The organism is Acinetobacter indicus, assembly GCF_009914475.1.
Lineage (GTDB): Bacteria > Pseudomonadota > Gammaproteobacteria > Pseudomonadales > Moraxellaceae > Acinetobacter > Acinetobacter indicus.
This window is the reverse complement of the sequence record NZ_CP045198.1, coordinates 2,338,974-2,359,583: the sequence shown is the minus strand read 5'-3', so window position 1 is coordinate 2,359,583 and position 20,610 is coordinate 2,338,974. Positions and strand designations below refer to the sequence as shown.

Sequence of the window (20,610 nt, the reverse complement as noted above, 5' to 3'; positions counted from 1 at the left end):
GAGGATTGACCATGCAATGGAGTTATCGCTTCGTGAGTGGTGTTTTGTTTTGTGCCAGTGTGGTGGGGATGGCCTTCGCCCTGTATCTTGAGCATGTGCAAGGTCTGGCGCCGTGTCCATTATGTGTTTTCCAGCGTGTCGGCCTGATTGGTCTGGGGATCATTTCCCTGATCGCGCTGCTTCACAACCCGCTTTCGGGGGCGTTTAAACGGCTGTATGCCTTTTTGGGCAGCTTAAGCATTTTATGGTCGGCCGGTGTTGCCGCGCGGCATGTCTGGCTGCAAAACCTGCCGCCAGATCAGGTACCAAGCTGTGGCCCGGGACTGGATTATCTGGTTGATGCCTTGCCAATGAAAGCCGTACTGCAACAGGTGCTGTCTGGGTCTGGTGAATGTGCAGTGATTGACTGGACTTTTCTGGGCCAATCCTTGCCGGTCTGGTCGTTAGTGTTCTTTATTGTGCTAACGATTATTAGTATCTGGCAGTTAATCCGTACCTATCCCTATACTGCGGCCAAAACCAAGCCGGTAAAAAAGAAATAATATTGTCTCCAGATCAATAACAAACAGGAGGGCGATGGCCCTCCTGTTTTAATTTTAGCGCATAATATTTTAAGTCAGGGCAATGCCTTCAATACTCTCTAAATTGACAATATATTCACGCACCTGTTCATTGACCCGGTCATCATTTTCCGGATAAAACCATTTCACAATCTGCTCGGCGACGCTGGAATGGTACTGAATTTCCATATGATTCAGACCATAAAACACCGCCTTATGCGATTCCGGCAGTTTTAGCTGAAAACGCGGGTTCGGATGTTCACCCAGTGCACTTTTGACACTGACCAGATAATCGCCAATTACTTTGCGGGTGCGGTTGCGCTTGTTTTCATATTCAATGGTGCCGGCCACCAAAAAGGCATTAATATGGGACGGGAAGGGCGCCGGTTTGCGGTTATCATCAATTTCACCAATTCGCGCTTCATTGTGTTCCCAGTCATCATCGCGCACGCTGCCATAGCGTAAATCCAGAATACCGTTACTGCGGATATTCACCACATGCCCGACAATTTTCATAAACGGGAAACGCCCCAGTTTGTCCTGCAAGTGAAAGCCGAAACGCTCCAGCGCTGCACCATGGTGTGGCGAACCCAGACAGACCAGGTTATCGACCATATGAATCCACTCATGCAAATCCTGTTTGCCATAAAACAGGGCACTGCGCGACACCAGTCCGCCCATGCTATGTCCAATCAGGCTGATGCTGGTGATATTCGGATTGCGCTGAATCAGATCTTCCAGGGTATTGGCCAGACTGTGACCATTGGCGGAAATACGCCGTCCGGTATTGTAATTTAAATACAGCATGGTGTTGCGCTGGCGCTGTGCCAGCAGTTTTTCGCCAATACCACCATATTGCTGATGTGACCAGTCCAGATGGTTCATACACAGGCCATGCACAAACAGAATCACCTGTCCGGTCAGCTCGCCTTTTTGCACACTGCCGTAGTGGTCATAAATGGTCATTGGCAGTGCCAGCGGATTTTGCTGATTCAGCAAATAATCACCCAGCACCCCATTTAAAATACCGACCAGCACATGCATATACGGTGTCAGCGGCTTGTCATGCAGGCGCGGAAAACGATCAATTACCTGACGCAGACTGGGCGCCAGCAGGTAGTTGCTATAGTTTTGCAGCGTATCAAAGGACAGGCTGTACAGCTTGCGAATGGGCGACATATTCTGGAATTTTCGGGAGTGCTGTTCACTCATGCCAAACAGGCTCAGCAAGACCTCACGCTGAATGGTCTGCACCAGCTCTTTGACCACCTGATGCACCGGCATACTCAACAGCTGCGCCAGACCTTCCAGTAAATCGGCCTGGCTGGGCGGTGTGGTGTCCCATTTACAATAAGTTTCATGCAATGGTGTTAAACTTGGCATGTGCTACTGCCCCCTAACAATAGTGTCGCGGCTACTTTCTTTTTCGTTGGCTTCACGGTATAAATTTCTAAGCTTAATTTTATATCATTCATCCCGAACAACTTTTACAATAGCGAGGATGACGCCCCAGTTTTAATTTTTTTGTCTAACAATTATTTGTGACATACAAATTAAAACATGAATGTGATCAAAGTCTCAAAAAAGTAAATACAACAATGAACATGGATAACATCCGATTAGCACAATGAATTTAATTTATTTGCATGGTTTCAGGAGCAATCCCTTTTCTGCCAAAGGCCAGCTGTTGCGGCAAGCGCTGGCACAGCGGAGTGACATTCAGGTGCATCTGCCCGATCTGAATGCGCCGCCACGCGAGGTAATGCAGCACTTATCTGCACTGATTGAGCAGCTGGATCAGGTAGCGCTGGTCGGCAGCAGTCTGGGTGGCTTCTATGCGACACAACTGGTCGCACGCTATGCGGTTCCGGCTGTGCTGATTAATCCGGCTATGCGACCATGGCAGTTGTTTCAGGAACTGTTTGGCGATGCACAAATTCCGCTGAAAGTGCATGAACACTGGACGCTGGAGCGGCTACATTTACAGCAACTGGAACAGATGGCAGTGCCTTTTGTTGAAAAGGCAGACAAAATTTTAGTGTTATTGCAGCAAGGCGATGAAGTTTTGGATTATCGTGACGCACAGCGTTATTATAGCCAGGCCCAGCATAGCTCTCTGATCATGACCGAAACCCGCGGCAATCATGGGATGGACAACTTTGCGCTAAAAATACCTATGCTGCTGCAGTTTTTATCGGATTCCCTAAAATAAGGAAACAGTACAACGTGTCTCAATATACGGCTCAATCTCTTGAAGTTTTATCTGGTCTCGATCCGGTCCGTCGCCGTCCGGGTATGTATACCGACACCTCGCGTCCGAACCATTTGGCGCAGGAAGTGATTGATAATGCTGTCGATGAGGCACTGGCTGGACATGCCACCAAAGTTAGCGTGACCGTGTATAAAGATGGCTCGCTGGCAGTAGAAGACAATGGCCGCGGGATGCCGGTGGATATTCACCCGGAATATGGCCAGAGCGGAATTGAAATTATTTTGACCAAGCTGCATGCCGGCGGCAAGTTCAGTACCGATAACTACCAGTTTTCCGGTGGTTTGCACGGGGTCGGGATTTCTGTGGTGAATGCCTTGTCGACCCGGGTAGAAGTGGATGTACAGCGTCAGGGCAATCTCTACAAAATGGCTTTTGAGCAGGGCGAAGCCACTGGACCACTAGAAGTGCTGGAAGGCAAAGCACCAAAACGTGCGTCAGGCACCTTGGTGCGTTTCTGGCCGGAAGCCAAATATTTCGATTCGCCAAAATTTGCCTTAAAAGCCTTAAAACATAATTTAAAAGCCAAAGCGGTTTTGGCGGCTGGCCTGCAAATCAATTATATCGACCAGATTAATGATGAAAAAATCACCTGGCAGTTTGAAAATGGCCTGGTCGATTATTTAATGGATGAACTGGAAGACCGCGAGATTATTCCGGCGCCGGCCTTTGTCTCTTCAGGCAATGCAGAACGCGCCAGCGCAGAGTTTGCGATTTGCTGGAATGTTGAAGGCGGTGAAAGCATTCAGGAATCTTACGTCAACCTGATTCCGACCGCGCAGGGCGGTACCCATGTCAATGGTTTGCGTTCCGGTATCACCGATGCCATGCGCGAGTTCTGTGAGCTGCGTAACCTGTTGCCGCGTAACTTGAAACTCTCGGCCGAAGATGTCTGGGATGGAGTGAACTATATCCTGTCGCTAAAATTCCAGGAGCCACAATTCTCCGGTCAGACCAAAGAGCGTCTGTCGAGCCGTGAAGCGTCCGGAATTGTGCAGAATATTGCCAAAGATGCCTTTGCCTTATGGCTGCATCAGAATTCAGATATAGCGCTGCAACTGGCAGAAATGGCCATCTCCAAGGCCGGTCGCCGTTTAAAAGCAGCCAAAAAAGTCGAGCGTAAAAAGATTGTGTCGGGTCCGGCTCTGCCAGGCAAGCTGGCCGACTGTGTCGGTCTGACCCGTGAAGAATCGGAACTGTTTATTGTCGAAGGGGATTCTGCGGGCGGTTCGGCCAAGCAGGCACGTGACAAGAATTTCCAGGCCATCATGCCGATTCGCGGTAAAATTTTAAATACCTGGGAAGTGTCTTCTGATGAGGTGCTGGGCTCTCAGGAAGTGCATGATATTGCCATTGCGATTGGGGTTGATCCGGGTTCAGATGACTTGTCTGAACTGCGTTATGGCAAAATCTGTATTCTGGCCGATGCCGACTCCGATGGTCTGCATATTGCCACCTTGCTCTGTGCGCTTTTTGTCAAACATTTCCCGGCTTTGGTAGAAGAAGGGCATTTATTTGTGGCCATGCCGCCATTATTCCGGATTGATGACAATAAAGATGTACATTACGCACTGGATGAAGATGAGCTCAACGGCATTTTAAATAAATGCAAAAGCAAAAATCCGCAAATCACCCGCTTTAAAGGCTTGGGTGAAATGAACGCCAGCCAGCTGCGTGAAACCACCATGGACCCGGATACACGCCGTCTGGTGCAACTGGATCTGGATGATATTCATGTCACTGCCGGTTTGCTGGATAAACTGCTGGCCAAAAAACGCTCCGCAGACCGGAAGCAGTGGCTAGAGCAAAAAGGCAATCTGGCTGATCTGGTGGTTTAAAACCTTAAAACTTTCATCATTTTAGAAAACCTGCCCGTCTTGGTGCAGGTTTTTTTATGTCGCTGATTTTTTCTCCAAAATGAGGCAATCCGGCTGGATAGGGTTGCACTTTTTTTGTTCACTTTTGCGCCTCCTTAGCCTTCAATATCTCTAAAAACTCTAGAGCGCACTCTGCTTGGGTGTATGTGGTGCTGATCAGTGCAGCGTAGCTGAAGGGCTATGCTTCATTTTTTATATTAATATAAGTAACTAATTTTTATGATTTAAATCTTACTTGTCCCGTCTAGATCTGCCTGTCAGTTTTGCGTTTGGCATAGAAATTGAATTATCCGCTGCAGTCATAGAACAACAGGCACTGTGTTCAGGTGCTGCATAAGTGTGGAGAAATTCATGAAGTTCCAGCGCAATCTGTTTTCAAAAAGTATGTTAGTGGCCAGCATGGCCGGGGTTGTGGCGCTCAGCGGCTGCTCAAAATCGACCGAAAGTAGCGACAGTGCCAGCACAGCCCAGCCAGCGGCCAGCACCGGTGAGACCATTAAAGTCGGCATCCTGCATTCCTTGTCCGGCACCATGGCCATTTCAGAAACCTCGCTAAAAGATACCGCGCTAATGGCAATCAATGAAATTAATGCCAATGGCGGGGTGCTGGGCAAAAAGCTGGAACCGGTGGTGGTTGATCCGGCCTCTGATTGGCCACTGTTTGCGGAACAGGCGCGCCAGCTGATTACTCAGGATAAGGTTGCGGTCATTTTTGGTGCGTGGACTTCAGTATCACGTAAATCGGTACTGCCGGTGGTGGAAGAGCTGAATGGTCTGCTGTTCTATCCGGTGCAATATGAGGGTCAGGAACAGTCGAAAAATATTTTCTATACCGGCGCAGCACCTAACCAGCAAGCGATTCCAGCAGTGGAATATCTGATGAGTGAAGAGGGCGGTCAGGCCGAACGTTTTGTGCTGCTAGGAACGGATTATGTCTATCCACGGACCACTAACCAGATTCTGCGCGCTTTCCTGAAATCAAAAGGCATTGCCGATGCCGACATTATGGAAGAGTACACCCCGTTTGGGCACAGCAACTATCAGACCATTGTCAGCAATATTAAAAAATTCTCGGCTGGGAAAAAGACTGCGGTCATTTCCACCATCAATGGCGATTCCAATGTGCCGTTCTACCGTGAACTGGGCAATCAGGGCATCAAAGCTTCTGATATTCCGGTGATGGCGTTCTCGGTGGGTGAAGAAGAATTACGCGGTATTGATACCAAGCCACTGGTCGGCCACTTGGCATCGTGGAACTACTTTATGTCGGTAAAAAATCCGGTCAATACCGAGTTCACCAACAAAATGAAGCAGTACGCAGTCGATTATAAACTGCCAAATGCCAACAAGCTGGTGACCAATGACCCGATGGAAGCGACCTATGTCGGCATCAATATGTGGAAGCAGGCGGTAGAAAAAGCCGGCACTACCGAGGTGGATCAAGTCCGTGCAGCCATGGCTGGTCAGGAATTTAAAGCACCCTCTGGTTATACCTTAAAAATGGATACGTCAAACCATCACTTGCATAAGCCGGTCATGATCGGGCAAATCCGTGCCGATGGCCAGTTTGATATTGTCTATAAAACCCCGCAAACCCTGCAGGCAGAACCTTGGAGTCCTTATCTTCCGAAGTAAGTTTGACATCACGCCTGCTGCTTCGGCAGCAGGTTTTTTTTCGATTTCTCTGCCTTCTTATAAAAAAGAGGACACACAATAGGGGGATATAAAATGAATATTCGCGTGAATATCGCCGCTATTTTTCTGATTTTTGCCCAAGTTTTATCGATACAGCTGGCTCAGGCCGAACAGCCGCAAACACAGACAGCCGTTGCTGTGACACAGGCCGATGCCATCCAGCAATTTGTGCAAGGTGATTTCGCCAGCCGCCGTGCCTTACTGAACCAGTGGCCCGGCAGCCTCGAACAGCTGGATCAGCTTGCACAATATGTTGAACAGCAGCAGCTCTATAGCGGCGCCAATGGTCAAACCTATATTCTGGAATCGGATGAGCGTTTACTGCATTATCCGGCACTGGAGCCGGTTAGCGACTGGCCAAGTGATCTGGCGCAGGTCACGCTGGTGAATACCTTGCAGAAAGCGCTGACCTTTGCGCTGGCGCATTCAAAAATGCAGTCAGAAGATGCGGCTGAGCGCCTTGAAGCTGTCGATATTTATGAAAGCAATCTGTCTGAATTACAGCTGGCGCAGATCAATCGCCTGTATTTACAGGAACGGAATAATAAGGTGAAGGCGCGTCTGGCCCAGCTCAAAGCACGGCTGGATTATCAGCAGCCAGATGTGCTGGTGAAAATTCAGGCCGCCCAGGTACTGGCCGATTCCAACCGTCCCGATGTACTGGCCATGGTGGAGCAGGAGCTGCAACAGCCGAATCTGAATCCGGAACTGAAAGCCGTGTTGCTGGAGGCCAAAAGCGCCATTCAGACCCGCTTACAGGCCAGTGAATGGGCCGGCCATCTATTTTCCGGGCTCAGTACCGCCAGTATTTTGCTGCTGGCGGCGTTAGGACTGGCCATCACCTATGGTCTGCTCGGAGTCATCAATATGGCGCATGGCGAGCTGATCATGATTGGCGCTTATACCACCTATGTGGTGCAAAGCCTGTTTAAAAGCCATTTTGGCAGTTATCTGGACTGGTACCTGATCGTGGCGATTCCGGCAGCCTTTCTGGTCAGCGCTTTAATTGGCATGCTGATTGAACGCACGGTAATTCGTCCGCTCTATGGCCGTCAGCTGGAAACCCTGTTGGCCACCTTTGGGGTGAGTCTGATTTTAATGCAATTGGTGCGGATGATCTTTGGCGCACAAAACGTGGAGGTGTCCAATATTGCCTGGCTGTCTGGCGGCATTTCCATTAGCCCAAGCCTGATGCTGCCGTATAACCGTATCGCAATTATTGTCTTTACCATCGCCGTGCTGTTGTTACTGGTCTATTTACTCAATAAAACCCGTTTTGGTCTGTTTGTGCGGGCTGTAACCCAAAACCGTCAGATGGCACGTGCCGTCGGAATTCGTTCCAGCCGCATCGACATGATGGCTTTTGGTCTGGGTTCAGGACTGGCCGGACTGGCCGGTTGTGCCTTGGCGCAGGTCGGAAATGTCGGCCCGGATTTGGGGCAGAACTACATTATTGATGCCTTTTTGGTGGTGGTAGTTGGCGGGGTTGGTCAGGTCTGGGGTGCGGTACTGGCAGCACTGGGTCTGGGTATTAGCGGGACTGCGCTGGAAATTGGCATGGGCGCTGTACTGGCCAAAATTATTCTTCTGGTTCTTGTGATTTTGTTTATTCAAAAACGCCCACAAGGTCTGTTTGCCATCAAAGGCCGTTTTGTGGAGTAAGCGCATGAAGATCACACATTTACTTTCCGATAAACCCTATAGCGGGGCAGCCATTGCCGCCTGTTTTGCGATTTTACTGCTGTTGCCGTGGCTGCATCTGTTGCCGAGTGATTCGGCACTGCATCTGTCGGCTTATTGGGTCACCCTGATTGGCAAAATCATGTGTCTGGCACTGGTGGCTTTGGCCTTGGATCTGGTCTGGGGCTATGCCGGTATTTTAAGTTTGGGTCATGGCCTGTACTTTGCTCTGGGCGGTTATGCGTTTGGCATGTACCTGATGCGCCAATCCGCGGGTGATGGGCTGCCAGACTTTATGCGTTTCTTAAGCTGGACCGAGTTGCCGTGGTTCTGGGTTGGTACGGAACATTTCCTCTGGTCGCTTGCACTTGTTGTTTTAGTGCCGGGCATCATTGCCTTTGTGTTTGGCTTCTTTGCTTTTCGCTCCAAAATCAAGGGCGTGTATTTCTCGATTATCACCCAGGCCATGACCTTTGCTGCCGCACTACTGTTTTTCCGTAATGAAACCGGTTTCGGCGGCAACAATGGTTTTACCGGCTTTAAAACTATTTTGGGCATGGATATTACCTCGGCACCGATGCGGGCCAGCCTGTGTTTTATCACCGCGCTGGTGCTGCTGCTGTGCTTTATCGGGCTGCGTCATCTGATGAATCAGCCTTATGGTCGTGTGCTGGGTGCGATTCGTGACAGTGAAAACCGTCTGCAATATCTGGGCTATCGCACGCTGTGGTACAAGCTGTCGGCCTGGGTACTGTCTGCGGTGATCGCGGGTATTGCCGGGGCGCTGTATGTGCCACAGGCCGGCATCATCAACCCGAGTGAAATGAACCCGGTCAACTCAATTGAAATGGCGGTCTGGGTCGCAGCGGGTGGTCGTGGCACCTTAATTGGGCCTTTGCTCGGCGCGGGTGTGATTAACGCGGCCAAAACCTATTTCACCGCTGCTTCCCCAGAGGCGTGGTTACTGATTTTAGGGGCGCTGTTTATTGTGGTGACCATCTTCCTGCCGAAAGGGATTATTGGTCTGTTTGACCGTTTTAAAAAGGAGCGGAGCGAATGAGTGAACTGTTGCAAGCTCATGGTGGCCATGCTGCTGAAGGTTATGGCCGCCCCAAGGAACAGGGCGCAGATTTTAGCCACGGTATTGCACTGTATTTGGAAAAAGTCAGTGTCTGGTTTGATGCCTTTCGTGCCTTAAACGACTTGTCTTTGTATATCGAAGAAGGGGAATTACGTTGCATCATTGGACCCAATGGTGCCGGCAAAACCACGTTAATGGATGTGATTACCGGTAAAACCCGTCCCACCGAAGGCAGTGCCTTTTTTGGCCAGACCTATGATTTAGCCAAGATGAGCACCGAACAGATTGCCGAGGCCGGAATTGGACGCAAGTTCCAGAAACCCACAGTATTTGAAAATTTTACTGTCATAGAAAACCTGCTGCTTGCCGCCCCGAAAGATAAACGGGTAAAAAAAAGCCTATTTAGCAAGCTCGATCCCGATGCCCAACAGGCACTGGAAGAATCGCTAGCACAAATCCGCTTACAGGAATTGGTGCATAAACCGGCCGGATTGCTGTCGCATGGCCAAAAGCAGTGGCTGGAAATTGGCATGCTCTTGATGCAGCGCCCCAAGCTGATTTTGCTGGATGAACCGGTGGCCGGTATGACCGATGCCGAAACTGAACGCACCGCGGAGCTGTGTCTGGAACTGAAGAAAAATCATACCTTGATTGTGGTTGAGCATGATATGAGCTTTATTGACACCATCAGTGAAAAAGTCACGGTGCTGGCACAGGGTGCCATTCTGGCAGAGGGGACATTGGCTGAAGTTCAGGCCAATGACGATGTGATTGAAAAATATTTAGGACGTTAAGGAGACCGCGATGCTAGAAGTCAAAGACGTCAATCAGTTTTATGGGGGCAGTCATATCCTGCGTGATGTATCGTTTCAGGCTCCGGTCGGCGCATGTTCAGTGGTGCTGGGGCGTAACGGCGTGGGCAAAACCACGTTACTGAAATGTTTGATGGGCATTTTGCCGATTAAGTCCGGGCAGATTCTGCTGGATGGCAAAGATATTTCCAGGCTTAGTCCGGAGCAGCGCGTGCGTGAAGGTTTGGCCTATGTGCCACAAGGCCGCGATATTTTTTCGACCTTAACAGTTGAGGAAAATATCCTGATTGGGATGGCGAAATTTAAAGGCGCAAAAACGCGAAAAGTACCGGAACATCTGTACGAGATTTTTCCGGTTCTGGATGAAATGAAGCAGCGCCGCGGTGGAGATTTATCCGGTGGTCAGCAGCAGCAACTGGCAATTGCTCGCGCGCTGGCTTCTGAACCGAAGGTATTAATTCTGGATGAGCCAACCGAGGGTATTCAGCCCTCGATTATTAAAGATATTGGCCGGGTGATTCGTAAACTGGCTGATAGTGGCGAAATGGCAATTGTGCTGGTCGAACAGTTCTATGATTTTGCCGAAGAGCTGGCCGATGGCTATACCGTGATGGCGCGTGGCCAGGTGATTGCACAAGGTGCCGGCAGGGAAATGCCGGAGAAAGGGATTCGGGAGTTAGTAGCGATTTAATTTCCCTCTCTCAAAGGGAGGTTGGAGGGATTTAACAAGTCAAAGCCTCCCTGAGCAAGAGATCAGCACGGCTTGATCTTGCAGCGCAAGAAGGGAGGTTTGGAGGCTTTAATTTCACCTCTCCCTGTCTCCGAAAAGGAGAGGGAAATTGTCATTCAATTTCCGTATTTTCATTCCATAAAAAATACCCGCCATACTGACTGGATCTGAACTCACCCCCACTACTTTTACCCTGTTCAGTTAAAAAGTGTTTGCCATTTTCGTTTAAGGTCAGGAAGCCTTTTGTGGTTAATTTCTCCAGTATATCTGCGGTTTTCAGCTTATGTTTTGCAGCAAGTTTGGAAGTGGTGAGTTTGGTCAGTGTCGAGCTTTCTTCGCCACGCTCTGCTTCGGCCACCACAGCATCTGCTTTCACTTCATCGAGGCTAATCCGGACTTCATCACTAATCCGAATAATGCGCTGCGCTTCTTCATAGGCATCTTTAAATACTTCATCATCTTCGTATTTGCGAACCAGAATTCCCATTTCATTGTTATTAATCTGGCTGAATTCATATAAATTCAGGCTGGAAATAATACATTCCGATTCATTCAGATAGCATTTTGCATGCAGGTTCTTGCAGAAGCTTAAGCGGACATAATCCAGTTTTTGCAGCCACTTAATTTCCTCTGGATGCAGGTCGCTTTTGCCATACACAATACGGATGTCAATTTTGAGCCGATCTTTATCTTCGAGTAATTCTTTAATCCGGTCATTGAGGCGTAAATAGGGGCTAATCAGAATTAAACGCTCTTTGGCATTCTTAATCAGTTCTTCTAGAAAAAAGTTGGTTGCACTGGTGTTTAAAAACTTGGCCATAAAAATCCCCGTGTCATTCTTATTGATGGCTTAGATCATAGTCTAAGTATAGGTAAAAATTAAACAAAAAAAAGAGCACTGAAATCAGTGCTCTTTTAGATGGATGCTGAGCGTTTAGCTAAAGAACCAGTATACGAACAGCGCAATAATGAAGGTACACAGGATGTTTAATACTATCCCGACACTCATCATTTCACGCTGTCTGATATGACCGGACCCAAACACAATTGCATTTGGCGGTGTTGCTACAGGCAACATAAAGGCACACGATGCACCAATACCAATAATAATCACCAGAATTTCTTTTGGCATACCCATCTGGTCGGCAATGGCGGCAAAGACCGGTACCAACAGTGCAGCAGAAGCGGTGTTACTGGTAAATTCAGTCAGGAAAATAATGAAAATGGTCACCACAAAAATAATTACCAGCGGTGATGCCGTACCAAATACATCCGCAACGGTTTGACCCAGTACCAGCGATGCACCTGAATCTTTTAACATCGCACTTAAGGTTAAACCACCACCGAACAGCAGTAATACACCCCAGTCGGTGTTTTCAGAAACCTGTTTCCAGGTAGCTGTGCCTAAAATCACCACCAGACAGGCGGCGACCAGCGCGGTCCAGGTATCCGGAGATGAAATACCAAAGTTCTCGCTGAGTTTTTTGCCAAAAATCCAGGCAATCGCGGTACAGATAAACAGAATCATGGTCGCGATACGGGTTCGGTTCCATGGAATTACTTCTGTTTCAAAATGAATTTTCTGGTTCAGTTTCGGACGCAACACCAGATATAAACTGACCAACATGGCTGGCAGTAAAATCAGCATCATCGGCAAACCGATTTTCATCCAGTCGGCGAAGTCATAGTCCAGTGCTTTGGCAGCAATCGCATTCGGTGGTGAACCGACCAGCGTTCCCAGGCCGCCAATACTGGCCGAATAGGCAATCCCGAGAAGAATAAAGACGAAGGTAGAGCGCTCTTTGGTTGAATCTAGGTGCGACAGCAGACCCAAAGCCAGCGGGAGCATCATCGCTGCGGTGGCGGTATTGGAAATCCACATCGACAGTGCAGCTGTGACGGCAAAAATGGCCAGCACTGAAATCCCCAAATGCCCGCCAGACATGGAAATAATCCACATCGCAATTTTACGGTCCAGTTTCTGGATATGTAGGGCAGTGGCCAAGGCAAAACCACCAAAGAACAGGAAAATGACCGGGTCAGCAAAAGTCCGCAGCGCCTGCGTGGTGGTCATCGGTACCAGTTCTTTGCTGGCATTTTCAATCGGCATGCCAAGCGCTACGGCCAGCACCGGCACCAGCAGCGCGGTAATGGTGATATGCACCGCTTCAGTCAGCCATAAAATCCCGATAAACAGCAGCAGGCTCAGGCCTTTATTGGCATAATCATCATAGGGCAAAATATGGTAAAAGCCCCAAGAAAGCAGGGCGGCAATGACAATAATAATCCAGCCTTTGACAATGCCTTTCGGCGCGGCCTCGACCGGTGGTTTTAACGTATCTGTATTCATATACGATCCTTTTATAGATTTATAGGAATTAGAGTAATCGGCCTATTATTTAATATTTTTCAAGCAGGGAGGCAAAGTATAAATTGATTATTTTGCAGCTAAGTGAAGATTAAACCACAAAAAAATGCGGGTTCTGACTGAGGAGTTGCACAGCTTGCCACAGGGCTGAGCCGCCGAGCACGGCCAGTAAGCTGAGAATCAGCCAGCGAAATTTCTGCTGGGAAATATGGGCACGTAACTGGCCGCCCGCCCAGACCCCGAGCAGCGACACCACGGTTAATAAGCCCAGTAAGGACCATTGTTCAGATTTAAATTGCAGCATCACCGGGTAAAGCAGCAGCAGCTGAATCAGTTTACTGACCGCAAAATTCAAGTTGCTGATCAGCACAATTTCGGTTTTGCTGTGTTCGGTACTCAGCAGGTACATCATCAGAAAGGGTGCCATGGCATTGGTGGCTCCGCCGATCACACCGGCCAGCAGACCAAACAGCAGCATGTTTTTCAGACTGGCCTGAATGCGCAGGGGCTGGCTGCGAAACTGATCCAGCACATACCATAAAATAAACAGCCCCATCAGCAGTTTGAGATAGCCATCATTTAGATGTAGCAGTAACTGCACACCGAATACACTTCCGATCAGACTGCTGATAATCAGGCCCCAATATTGACCGGAATAATAGCGCAGCGCCTGAGGAAAGCTGCGTTCGGGGTCGCTATTGAGTAAAAACAGATTCAGGATCAGGCAGGGTAATAGTACAAAGGCTACCGTGGTCGACAGCGGGTACAAGGTGGAGATGGCCGCGGTACTGACCATAGGAAAGCCGAAGCCGCTGATCCCGTGTAACAGGGCAGCAATGACACAAAAGATCAGAACCATCAGGTCGGCTTTAGACATGCGTATTTCAACGGACTGGCAGAGTACTGACTAAAACATGCACATACTGGGCTTGTAAAGGGCAAGCTGGCTTATTTTTTATCAAATGGAGCGTAAACCTCTGTCTTTCAGTCAGAGATATAAGCGACACGACATGAAATGTCGTTTAATTGCTAAAAAACAATATATTAAGCCTAATATGAGCTAATATAAGCCCATGAAAACACTTAAATTACGCATAAAAAACAGTCACACAAAGGTGCTAGACCAATTGGCATCTGAAGTTAATTTTGTCTGGAACTATGTCAATGATTTGTGTTTCAAACACCTACAGCGCAAATAACAATTCTTTTCAGCATATGATATTGCTAAATATACGAAAGGCGCATCAAAGGAATGTAATCTTCATAGCCAAACCATTCAGGCTGTAACAGAAGAATTGGTCACTCGCAGAAAACAGTTCAAAAAATCAAAATTGAGATGACGTGTCAGTAATAACAAATCAGCAAGAAGATCACTAGGTTGGATACCCTTTAAAAAGGTCGCTATTAAATACGCCGATGGATACGTTCAGTATGGCAAGCATCAATTCAAGCTATGGGATAGTTACGGACTATCGAAATACAGCATTCAAACAGGTTCATTTGTAGAGGATAGTCGTGGACGTTGGTATGTCTGCTTAGTGGTTGATTCACCCAAACAAGACAAACCTACCGCCACAAAAGCCGTGGGCATTGATCTAGGCTTAAAAGATATTGCTACTTGTTCAGATGGTACGATCATTTCCAATCCCAAGTTCTACCATCAATATGAACAGAAATTAGGGATTGCTCAGAGAGCGAGAAATAAAAAGCGTGTCCGTGCATTACACGCCAAGATTGCAAACTGTCGTAAAGACCATTTGCACAAGGCTAGCACCCAGCTGGTGAAAGACAATGCACTGATTGTCGTTGGTGATCTAAGTGCGAACAAACTTGTAAAAACTAAAATGGCGAAATCTGTTTTAGATACAGGATTTTCAGCACTCAAAACCATGCTCAAGTATAAATGCGAGAACGCAGGGGTCATGTTTGAGGAAGTCAACGAGAGATTCACAACCCAAACCTGTTCGAGCTGCGGTGCAATCACCGCAAGCAGTCCGAAAGATAGATTTGCGAATAAGAGTATGGGAATGTGAATGCGGAAGTGTAAATCAACGCGATTTAAACTCCACCAAGAACATACTTGCGCTTGGGCATAAGCGTCTAGCAGTAGGAATCACCCTCCTTTCAGGTGGGTGAGGATGTCAAACCAAATGGAGAATTAAATCTGGGCAGAAACAATCTGGATGGGTGAGTTGAATTCATATACATCGCAGTTGGGACCAGAGCCAATCCGGTCAATCACGGCAAAATCGCTGGGTGCCTCCAGTGTCAGCAGGGGATGATGCCAGGTCCCGGCGCGGTAATTCACGCCTTGTGAACCATCGCTAATAAATGCTTGAAGCTGGCTGATGTCCGGCTCATCTGTATTTAAACCCGGTGCCACCACCACCAAAAACGCTTGCCCCTGCATCGGAATAAAAGCCTGCGAGCCTTGAGGATGGCGCTCCAGCATTGCTACCTGAAACGGTATTTGGGTACTCTGGATATTGCGGAAAATACTAATGCCTGCTTGTGCTTCACCAAGAATTTCCGTCATGGCCAGCGCATGATAACGCTCGGTTTGGGCATGGTTAATATGAAAATAGTCATGTCCCTGACAGCTAATCACTTCACCAAAAGGGGCAAAATTGTCCAGGGTCAATGCTTGAATCTGAATGGTATTTTTCATGTTGTTTGAGAGTTCCAGGGCGGGTATTTTTATGGTCATCATCAACTGGTAGAGATGGAGGTCGCTGTCAGCCTGTGGAGTGGGCCAACAGCGACGCTGGTGCGTTAGTCCACCAGTGTGCCCCAGAGGCGAATCCGGCTGATGCCGCCGTCGGGAATCATATTGACCCGGATATGCGAGATTTTATCGTGCTTTAAAATCTGCTCGATAAAGGAATGCACATGGTCCATCTGCATGGGCTGCGCCTCCAGTAAAAATGGCCAGAACATGCTTTGTGGAATCAGTTGCGGATCGGTGGCATCTTCAATATAGACGGCCTGAATCGACACTTCTGCCGGGTAGTTGCCCTTGAAATGGGCGGTGTCGATATCAATTTTTTCAATCTGGCCGGCCTGTCCCAAAGCCAGAATACACCAGTCAAAGCCGGGCGTGCGGCGGCGTTTGGTTTCCCAGCCATCGCCCATATTGATGCTACGACCCGGATTAATCAGATTGCGTGGATGGCCAAAGTGGGCATCGCTATAGGCAATTACCCGGCCGCCGTTTTCAAGCGCCAGTAAATCCAGTGTACCCTGATGATCTGTGGTCTGAATTTTCACCTCGCCATATACGCGAAAACGTGCCACACCGCCATCGGGGAAAATATTCAGACGCACATGGGTATAGACCGCATCAGAGCTGACTTCAAACAGATGATGCTGGCTGGGTCCCAAAATACTGTTGGCTAAAAGCGGCTGCCATTCGGCCTGCTCCAGATTACCTTGCGGCGCATAGCAGGCTTCGACACTGGCTGAAGCGGGATAGTTACCGCTAAAAAAGGTGGTATCAATATCCAGCGCCTGAATTTTGCCAGCCACACCTAACTGGACAATGGCCCAGTCATAACCGGCATGGCGCTTGCGGCGGGTTTCCCAGCCGTCCATCCATTTGCCATGATCATCAAATTTATCTTCCACAAATACTGGTGCTGCAAATTGCAGCATACGCTGCGCATCGGCAAAAAAATCATCTGAACATTCAATAACTTTTGCACCAATACGGGTATCTGCCAGGTTGGTTAGTGTTTGAAGCTGGGGCGGTAGGTCAAATGTTGGTGCAATTAAAGTGGCCATAATTCTCTTCCATTTATTGTTCATTCACAGCAGGCACGGCCGTGCATCGAAATCAGGCAGTGGCGCCAGATTCGGCTTGCACAGCAGGCCTATTAGTGCGGATAGAAGCACAGCCTGTGCCAACTTCTGGCCATACGACCCAGGCTAAGCATGAAATGGCACGTTTTTCGCTTCAGCTGTTCAGTTTTGACAGGCAAGCCTTGGGAGGAAAAATGAAAATTACAATTATTGGTGCAGGTATTGGCGGATTAACCACAGGGATTGCACTAAAAAAGTTTGGCCATGAAGTGCGTATTTATGAACAGGCTGAGCAGATTCTTCCGGTGGGCGCGGCCATTTCCCTGTGGTCCAATGGGGTGAAGTGCCTGAATTACCTCGGACTGACCGAGCAGGTGGCCGAGCTGGGCGGGCAGATGGATCATCTGGCCTATGTCGATGGCCTGAGCGGTGATGTGATGACCCAGTTCAGCCTGACGCCGTTAATTGAAGAAGTCGGGCAGCGTCCGTATCCGGTGTCGCGCGCGGAACTGCAAAATATGCTGATGGATGCATTTGGTCGCGAGCACATCTATTTAGGCAAGAAAATGGTGGCGTTACAGGAAGATGGCTCGCAGGTGACGGTCAGCTTTGCTGATGGCACACAGCTACAAACCGAACTGCTGGTCGGGGCCGATGGTACCCACTCTTTAACCCGCGCCTATGTACTGGATGAAACCGTCGCGCGCCGTTATGCCGGTTATGTCAACTGGAATGGTCTGGTGGAGGTGTCCGAACAGCTGGCCCCGGCCAATCAGTGGACCACCTTTGTCGGGGAAGGCAAGCGCGCTTCCCTGATGCCGGTGGCCGATCAGCGTTTTTATTTTTTCTTTGATGTGCCGCTAGCGGCCGGACTGGAGAATGACCGCAGCCAGTATAAAACACTGTTAAAACAGTATTTTCAGGGCTGGTGTCCGCAGGTGCAGCAGCTGATAGACTCAATTGACGAACAGCGCACCAATCGCGTGGAAATTCATGATATTGAGCCTTTCGCCAATTTTTATAAAGGCCGGGTGGTGCTAGTGGGAGATGCCGCACATAGCACCACGCCAGATATTGGGCAGGGTGGTTGTCAGGCCATGGAAGATGCTATTTATCTGGCGCGTGCCTTACAAATTAATACCCAGGGTATGCAGGATGCCTTAAGCCGCTACCAGAATAAACGTAATGAGCGCGCCAATGAGCTGGTGCTGCGCGCGCGTAAACGCTGTGATGTTACGCATATGAAAGACCAGCAGGTGACGGAAGCCTGGTATGCCGAACTGCGCCAAGAGCAGGGGGCACATATCATGAAAGGCATTATCAGCAATATAGTCGGTAATCCGCTGGATTAAATTTTCTGTGCTAGGTGTCTTTAATCAACACAGGTCAATCGGCTGGTGTTGATGCTGTCTGCTCTGGTGCTGGATCCAGAATGAGTTGCATTAGTACCAGATCACGCCATTGACCAAATTTTTTTCCAACTTGGGGCATATAGCCGCAATGCTGAAAACCTAATTGCTGATGCAAGGCCATTGAACCGCTATTGTCATGGTCAATGGCGGCCACCATCACATGAACCTGATGCGCCTGCGCATGTTGAATTAAGGCTTGCATCAACTGTTTGCCCAAACCCTGCCGGCTGAATTGACGGTCAATAAACACCGAATGTTCGACTGTATGTTTAAAACCGCTGATGCTGCGGAAGGTGGAATAATCGGCATAGCCGGCAATTTGTCCGGTGTCCAGATGTTCGGCTACCAGCAGCGGAAAATTCTGTTTTTGTAATTGCTGGAACCAGTGCTGGAAATGTGCCAGATCAAAGGGCTGTTCATTCCAGGTGTTTACATGCTGTAGCACTTCCGGGTTATAAATCGCCTGAATAGCAGCAAGATCGTGTTCGGTGGCAGGACGAAGATGAAAGCGCATAAGTAGCACATCAGGGTAGGAATAAGCGCATTATCATGCCGCTGCGGACATAAAAAAAGCAAGACCGGAGTCCTGCTTTTTTTATGTCATGTAAATGACTTAGAAGTGGTATTTCACCAGCGCGCTGACATCATTCTGGTCTGCGCCTTTCTGGCCATATTTGTTGTTCCATACTGAGTGTTCAACCCCCACGTATAAACGTGTTTCTGGAGAAATGTGTTTACCCACATTCCATTTGTACTGAGAAGTCCAGTTTAATTCGCTGGCATGAGTATCTTCAGCTGTTGACCAGTCCAGGAAAGCATCAACCAGGAAGTCTTCATTGCCCAGTTTAAATGGTACAGCATAGGTGATGGTCATTTGATAATCATCATCTGTCATATCGTTATCAGCACGATAGAAGTTGATGTTCGCATATTGGGTATATGGAATATCTAAAGCAAAGCCAACACCATATAAGAAGTTGTTGAACTCAGTGTTTGTAGCGTGCCCTGCGTTGTGCTCCCAAGTTGTTGCGACTAACAGGTCTTTCACCGGACCAAATGCCAGATTTTGACCAGTCACTTCGCCTAGGCTTAAACGTGGTGCCAATTCGAAGTAAGTTGTATCATCATTGTTGCCATCCCATTGCTGGTCAACAAAGAAGAATACATCTGCATATTTCAGTTTAGCTGCATATTCAGCAGTTAAGGTGGTACGGTCTTCAGTGCCTAACTCGTAGTTTTCACCATAAAGACCAGTCAAGCTAAAGTCTTGCCATACAATAGGACTCGCCTGAGTGAAGGCAGCAGCGGTTGAGAATGCACAAAGTGCAGCAAGTTGCGTAAGTTTCATAACGGTGTCTTCGTCTTCCCCAAAAAGCGTGTCAAGGATACAGGTTATTAAGCAAAAATAAAGCCAAATTTAACTTTTTATTGGCAATTTTCCGACCAAATTTAGCTGCCGCGATAGGTCGAATAGGCAAAAGGACTGATCAATAACGGGATGTGATAATGCTGTGTCGCCTCCTTAATCTGGAAGTAAATCACTACTTTAGGAAAGAAGCTGTCCAGGCCTTTTTGCTCAAAATAGGCCGCAGTATAAAACTCCAGACTGTATGAGCCTTCCGGACAGTCGGCCAAAGCAAAATCGGCGGCCGTGACCCGGCCATCGGCATTGGTTTCGGCTTCGGCCAGTAACTGTTGCTGCTGGTTAAACAGCCGGATTTTCACGCCGGCAGCCGGTTGACCCAAATGGGTATCTAAAATATGGGTGCTGATCATGGCTGAAGCTCCTGGCTTAAACGTAGTAAGGCAATGTCTGAGAGTTGCTGCTGCACAATGCGCTGTTCAGTGTCGGCATCATTCAGCAGACGATACTGCAGGGCTTGTAGGATATCTTCACTGCTCAAGCCAAAGGCTTTAATCAGAAAAATAAACCCGAATTTTTTTTCATAGGCCAGATTACCTTGTAAAAGTGCCTGCTGGGTGTCGCTATTGAGCTGGATGGTGGCCTGTTCCCGGGCAGAAAATGCCTGCTCTTGGGCTGTGAGTTGCTGCTGCGCCTTTTTCTCACCAATTCGAGGATGGTTTGCGAGTGCGGCCTGAATCTCAGGCCAGCTCCAGTGGCTGGCCTGCTGCCGGGCAAATTCTAAAAGTTGCTCGACACTCTCAAAAGGCCGTTGTTGGGTTATGCCAGTTGCCCATGCCGGAATATATACACATTGCTGCAAGAATTGGCTAATCTCAGCTTCAGGGGCCTGATTAAATTGATCCAGTTGCACAGTAAGGGTCTCATCATTACATTCAATTTTGTCACTAAAAGTGCAATATCAG

General features: G+C 48.5%; 19 protein-coding genes and 1 pseudogene. 10 read left to right on the top strand and 10 right to left on the bottom strand.

Annotated features, from left to right (window positions below):
• Positions 1 to 11: 11 nt before the first annotated feature.
• Complete coding sequence (locus tag GA693_RS11655; RefSeq protein WP_016658712.1) at positions 12 to 542, top strand: disulfide bond formation protein B; 531 nt, start codon at positions 12 to 14, stop codon at positions 540 to 542.
• A gap of 69 nt (positions 543 to 611) precedes the next feature.
• Here the strand turns inward: GA693_RS11655 and GA693_RS11650 are convergent, their stop codons facing one another.
• Complete coding sequence (locus GA693_RS11650) at positions 612 to 1,943, bottom strand: PGAP1-like alpha/beta domain-containing protein (protein WP_075168204.1); 1,332 nt, start codon at positions 1,941 to 1,943, stop codon at positions 612 to 614.
• A gap of 244 nt (positions 1,944 to 2,187) precedes the next feature.
• On the opposite strand from GA693_RS11650, the gene GA693_RS11645 reads away from it, so the two are divergent.
• From GA693_RS11645 to urtE, 7 genes are all read left to right on the top strand, one after another.
• Positions 2,188 to 2,772 (top strand): YqiA/YcfP family alpha/beta fold hydrolase, encoded by a 585-nt coding sequence (locus tag GA693_RS11645; RefSeq protein ID WP_005180877.1) that lies wholly within the window; start codon positions 2,188 to 2,190, stop codon positions 2,770 to 2,772.
• Between the two features lie 14 nt (positions 2,773 to 2,786).
• Positions 2,787 to 4,667 carry a DNA topoisomerase IV subunit B gene (parE, locus tag GA693_RS11640; RefSeq protein WP_005180875.1) on the top strand — a complete coding sequence of 627 codons (1,881 nt, stop codon included), beginning with the start codon at positions 2,787 to 2,789 and terminating at the stop codon, positions 4,665 to 4,667.
• A 390-nt stretch (positions 4,668 to 5,057) separates the two neighbouring features.
• Positions 5,058 to 6,341, top strand: coding sequence for an urea ABC transporter substrate-binding protein (urtA, locus tag GA693_RS11635; RefSeq protein ID WP_160240841.1), 1,284 nt, complete (start codon positions 5,058 to 5,060; stop codon positions 6,339 to 6,341).
• Between the two features lie 93 nt (positions 6,342 to 6,434).
• On the top strand, positions 6,435 to 8,063 hold the full coding sequence (urtB, locus tag GA693_RS11630; protein ID WP_127800273.1) for an urea ABC transporter permease subunit UrtB: 1,629 nt from the start codon (positions 6,435 to 6,437) through the stop codon (positions 8,061 to 8,063).
• A gap of 4 nt (positions 8,064 to 8,067) precedes the next feature.
• Complete coding sequence (gene urtC / locus GA693_RS11625; RefSeq protein WP_016658716.1) at positions 8,068 to 9,141, top strand: urea ABC transporter permease subunit UrtC; 1,074 nt, start codon at positions 8,068 to 8,070, stop codon at positions 9,139 to 9,141.
• Positions 9,138 to 9,956: an urea ABC transporter ATP-binding protein UrtD gene (gene urtD, locus GA693_RS11620; RefSeq protein ID WP_104488240.1), complete on the top strand. Its 819-nt coding sequence runs from the start codon at positions 9,138 to 9,140 to the stop codon at positions 9,954 to 9,956. The genes urtC and urtD overlap by 4 nt, the downstream gene beginning before the upstream one ends.
• A gap of 10 nt (positions 9,957 to 9,966) precedes the next feature.
• Positions 9,967 to 10,665 (top strand): urea ABC transporter ATP-binding subunit UrtE, encoded by a 699-nt coding sequence (gene urtE / locus GA693_RS11615; protein ID WP_075168209.1) that lies wholly within the window; start codon positions 9,967 to 9,969, stop codon positions 10,663 to 10,665.
• Between the two features lie 151 nt (positions 10,666 to 10,816).
• Here urtE and GA693_RS11610 read toward each other — a convergent pair whose 3' ends face one another.
• From GA693_RS11610 to GA693_RS11600, 3 genes are all read right to left on the bottom strand, one after another.
• Positions 10,817 to 11,524 carry a phospholipase D family protein gene (locus GA693_RS11610; RefSeq protein WP_005180864.1) on the bottom strand — a complete coding sequence of 236 codons (708 nt, stop codon included), beginning with the start codon at positions 11,522 to 11,524 and terminating at the stop codon, positions 10,817 to 10,819.
• A 114-nt stretch (positions 11,525 to 11,638) separates the two neighbouring features.
• Positions 11,639 to 13,054, bottom strand: coding sequence for an SLC13 family permease (locus GA693_RS11605; protein ID WP_005180862.1), 1,416 nt, complete (start codon positions 13,052 to 13,054; stop codon positions 11,639 to 11,641).
• Between the two features lie 109 nt (positions 13,055 to 13,163).
• A complete protein-coding gene (locus GA693_RS11600; protein ID WP_127801090.1) occupies positions 13,164 to 13,949 on the bottom strand; it encodes a sulfite exporter TauE/SafE family protein in 786 nt (261 codons plus the stop codon).
• Between the two features lie 196 nt (positions 13,950 to 14,145).
• Here GA693_RS11600 and GA693_RS11595 point away from each other — a divergent pair.
• Positions 14,146 to 15,208 (top strand): annotated as a pseudogene (locus GA693_RS11595) (RNA-guided endonuclease InsQ/TnpB family protein).
• Positions 15,209 to 15,230: 22 nt separating this feature from the next.
• Here the strand turns inward: GA693_RS11595 and GA693_RS11590 are convergent.
• Complete coding sequence (locus GA693_RS11590; protein WP_016658722.1) at positions 15,231 to 15,740, bottom strand: ureidoglycolate lyase; 510 nt, start codon at positions 15,738 to 15,740, stop codon at positions 15,231 to 15,233.
• 104 nt (positions 15,741 to 15,844) lie between these two features.
• Entirely contained in the window at positions 15,845 to 16,852 is a 1,008-nt protein-coding gene (gene alc, locus GA693_RS11585) for an allantoicase (RefSeq protein ID WP_127800379.1), read from the bottom strand.
• 212 nt (positions 16,853 to 17,064) lie between these two features.
• Here alc and hpxO point away from each other — a divergent pair, with 212 nt between their 5' ends.
• Entirely contained in the window at positions 17,065 to 18,222 is a 1,158-nt protein-coding gene (gene hpxO / locus GA693_RS11580) for an FAD-dependent urate hydroxylase HpxO (RefSeq protein ID WP_160240843.1), read from the top strand.
• A gap of 34 nt (positions 18,223 to 18,256) precedes the next feature.
• Here hpxO and GA693_RS11575 read toward each other — a convergent pair whose 3' ends face one another.
• The 4 genes from GA693_RS11575 to uraD form a co-directional block, all read right to left on the bottom strand.
• Complete coding sequence (locus GA693_RS11575; RefSeq protein ID WP_016658725.1) at positions 18,257 to 18,796, bottom strand: GNAT family N-acetyltransferase; 540 nt, start codon at positions 18,794 to 18,796, stop codon at positions 18,257 to 18,259.
• Between the two features lie 99 nt (positions 18,797 to 18,895).
• Positions 18,896 to 19,630, bottom strand: coding sequence for an outer membrane protein OmpK (locus GA693_RS11570; RefSeq protein WP_160240844.1), 735 nt, complete (start codon positions 19,628 to 19,630; stop codon positions 18,896 to 18,898).
• 101 nt (positions 19,631 to 19,731) lie between these two features.
• A complete protein-coding gene (uraH, locus tag GA693_RS11565) occupies positions 19,732 to 20,058 on the bottom strand; it encodes a hydroxyisourate hydrolase (RefSeq protein ID WP_104491757.1) in 327 nt (108 codons plus the stop codon).
• A complete protein-coding gene (uraD, locus tag GA693_RS11560; RefSeq protein ID WP_160240846.1) occupies positions 20,055 to 20,558 on the bottom strand; it encodes a 2-oxo-4-hydroxy-4-carboxy-5-ureidoimidazoline decarboxylase in 504 nt (167 codons plus the stop codon). The genes uraH and uraD overlap by 4 nt, the downstream gene beginning before the upstream one ends.
• Positions 20,559 to 20,610: the final 52 nt, after the last annotated feature.

Excerpts from the sequence above, each read along its gene's own strand:
- GA693_RS11655 (WP_016658712.1), top strand. The coding sequence starts at position 12 with ATGCAATGGAGTTATCGCTTCGTGAGTGGTGTTTTGTTTTGTGCCAGT.
- GA693_RS11650 (WP_075168204.1), bottom strand. The coding sequence starts at position 1,943 with ATGCCAAGTTTAACACCATTGCATGAAACTTATTGTAAATGGGACACC.
- GA693_RS11645 (WP_005180877.1), top strand. The coding sequence starts at position 2,188 with ATGAATTTAATTTATTTGCATGGTTTCAGGAGCAATCCCTTTTCTGCC.
- urtA (WP_160240841.1), top strand. The coding sequence starts at position 5,058 with ATGAAGTTCCAGCGCAATCTGTTTTCAAAAAGTATGTTAGTGGCCAGC.
- urtB (WP_127800273.1), top strand. The coding sequence starts at position 6,435 with ATGAATATTCGCGTGAATATCGCCGCTATTTTTCTGATTTTTGCCCAA.
- urtC (WP_016658716.1), top strand. The coding sequence starts at position 8,068 with ATGAAGATCACACATTTACTTTCCGATAAACCCTATAGCGGGGCAGCC.
- urtD (WP_104488240.1), top strand. The coding sequence starts at position 9,138 with ATGAGTGAACTGTTGCAAGCTCATGGTGGCCATGCTGCTGAAGGTTAT.
- urtE (WP_075168209.1), top strand. The coding sequence starts at position 9,967 with ATGCTAGAAGTCAAAGACGTCAATCAGTTTTATGGGGGCAGTCATATC.
- GA693_RS11610 (WP_005180864.1), bottom strand. The coding sequence starts at position 11,524 with ATGGCCAAGTTTTTAAACACCAGTGCAACCAACTTTTTTCTAGAAGAA.
- GA693_RS11605 (WP_005180862.1), bottom strand. The coding sequence starts at position 13,054 with ATGAATACAGATACGTTAAAACCACCGGTCGAGGCCGCGCCGAAAGGC.
- GA693_RS11600 (WP_127801090.1), bottom strand. The coding sequence starts at position 13,949 with ATGTCTAAAGCCGACCTGATGGTTCTGATCTTTTGTGTCATTGCTGCC.
- GA693_RS11590 (WP_016658722.1), bottom strand. The coding sequence starts at position 15,740 with ATGAAAAATACCATTCAGATTCAAGCATTGACCCTGGACAATTTTGCC.
- alc (WP_127800379.1), bottom strand. The coding sequence starts at position 16,852 with ATGGCCACTTTAATTGCACCAACATTTGACCTACCGCCCCAGCTTCAA.
- hpxO (WP_160240843.1), top strand. The coding sequence starts at position 17,065 with ATGAAAATTACAATTATTGGTGCAGGTATTGGCGGATTAACCACAGGG.
- GA693_RS11575 (WP_016658725.1), bottom strand. The coding sequence starts at position 18,796 with ATGCGCTTTCATCTTCGTCCTGCCACCGAACACGATCTTGCTGCTATT.
- GA693_RS11570 (WP_160240844.1), bottom strand. The coding sequence starts at position 19,630 with ATGAAACTTACGCAACTTGCTGCACTTTGTGCATTCTCAACCGCTGCT.
- uraH (WP_104491757.1), bottom strand. The coding sequence starts at position 20,058 with ATGATCAGCACCCATATTTTAGATACCCATTTGGGTCAACCGGCTGCC.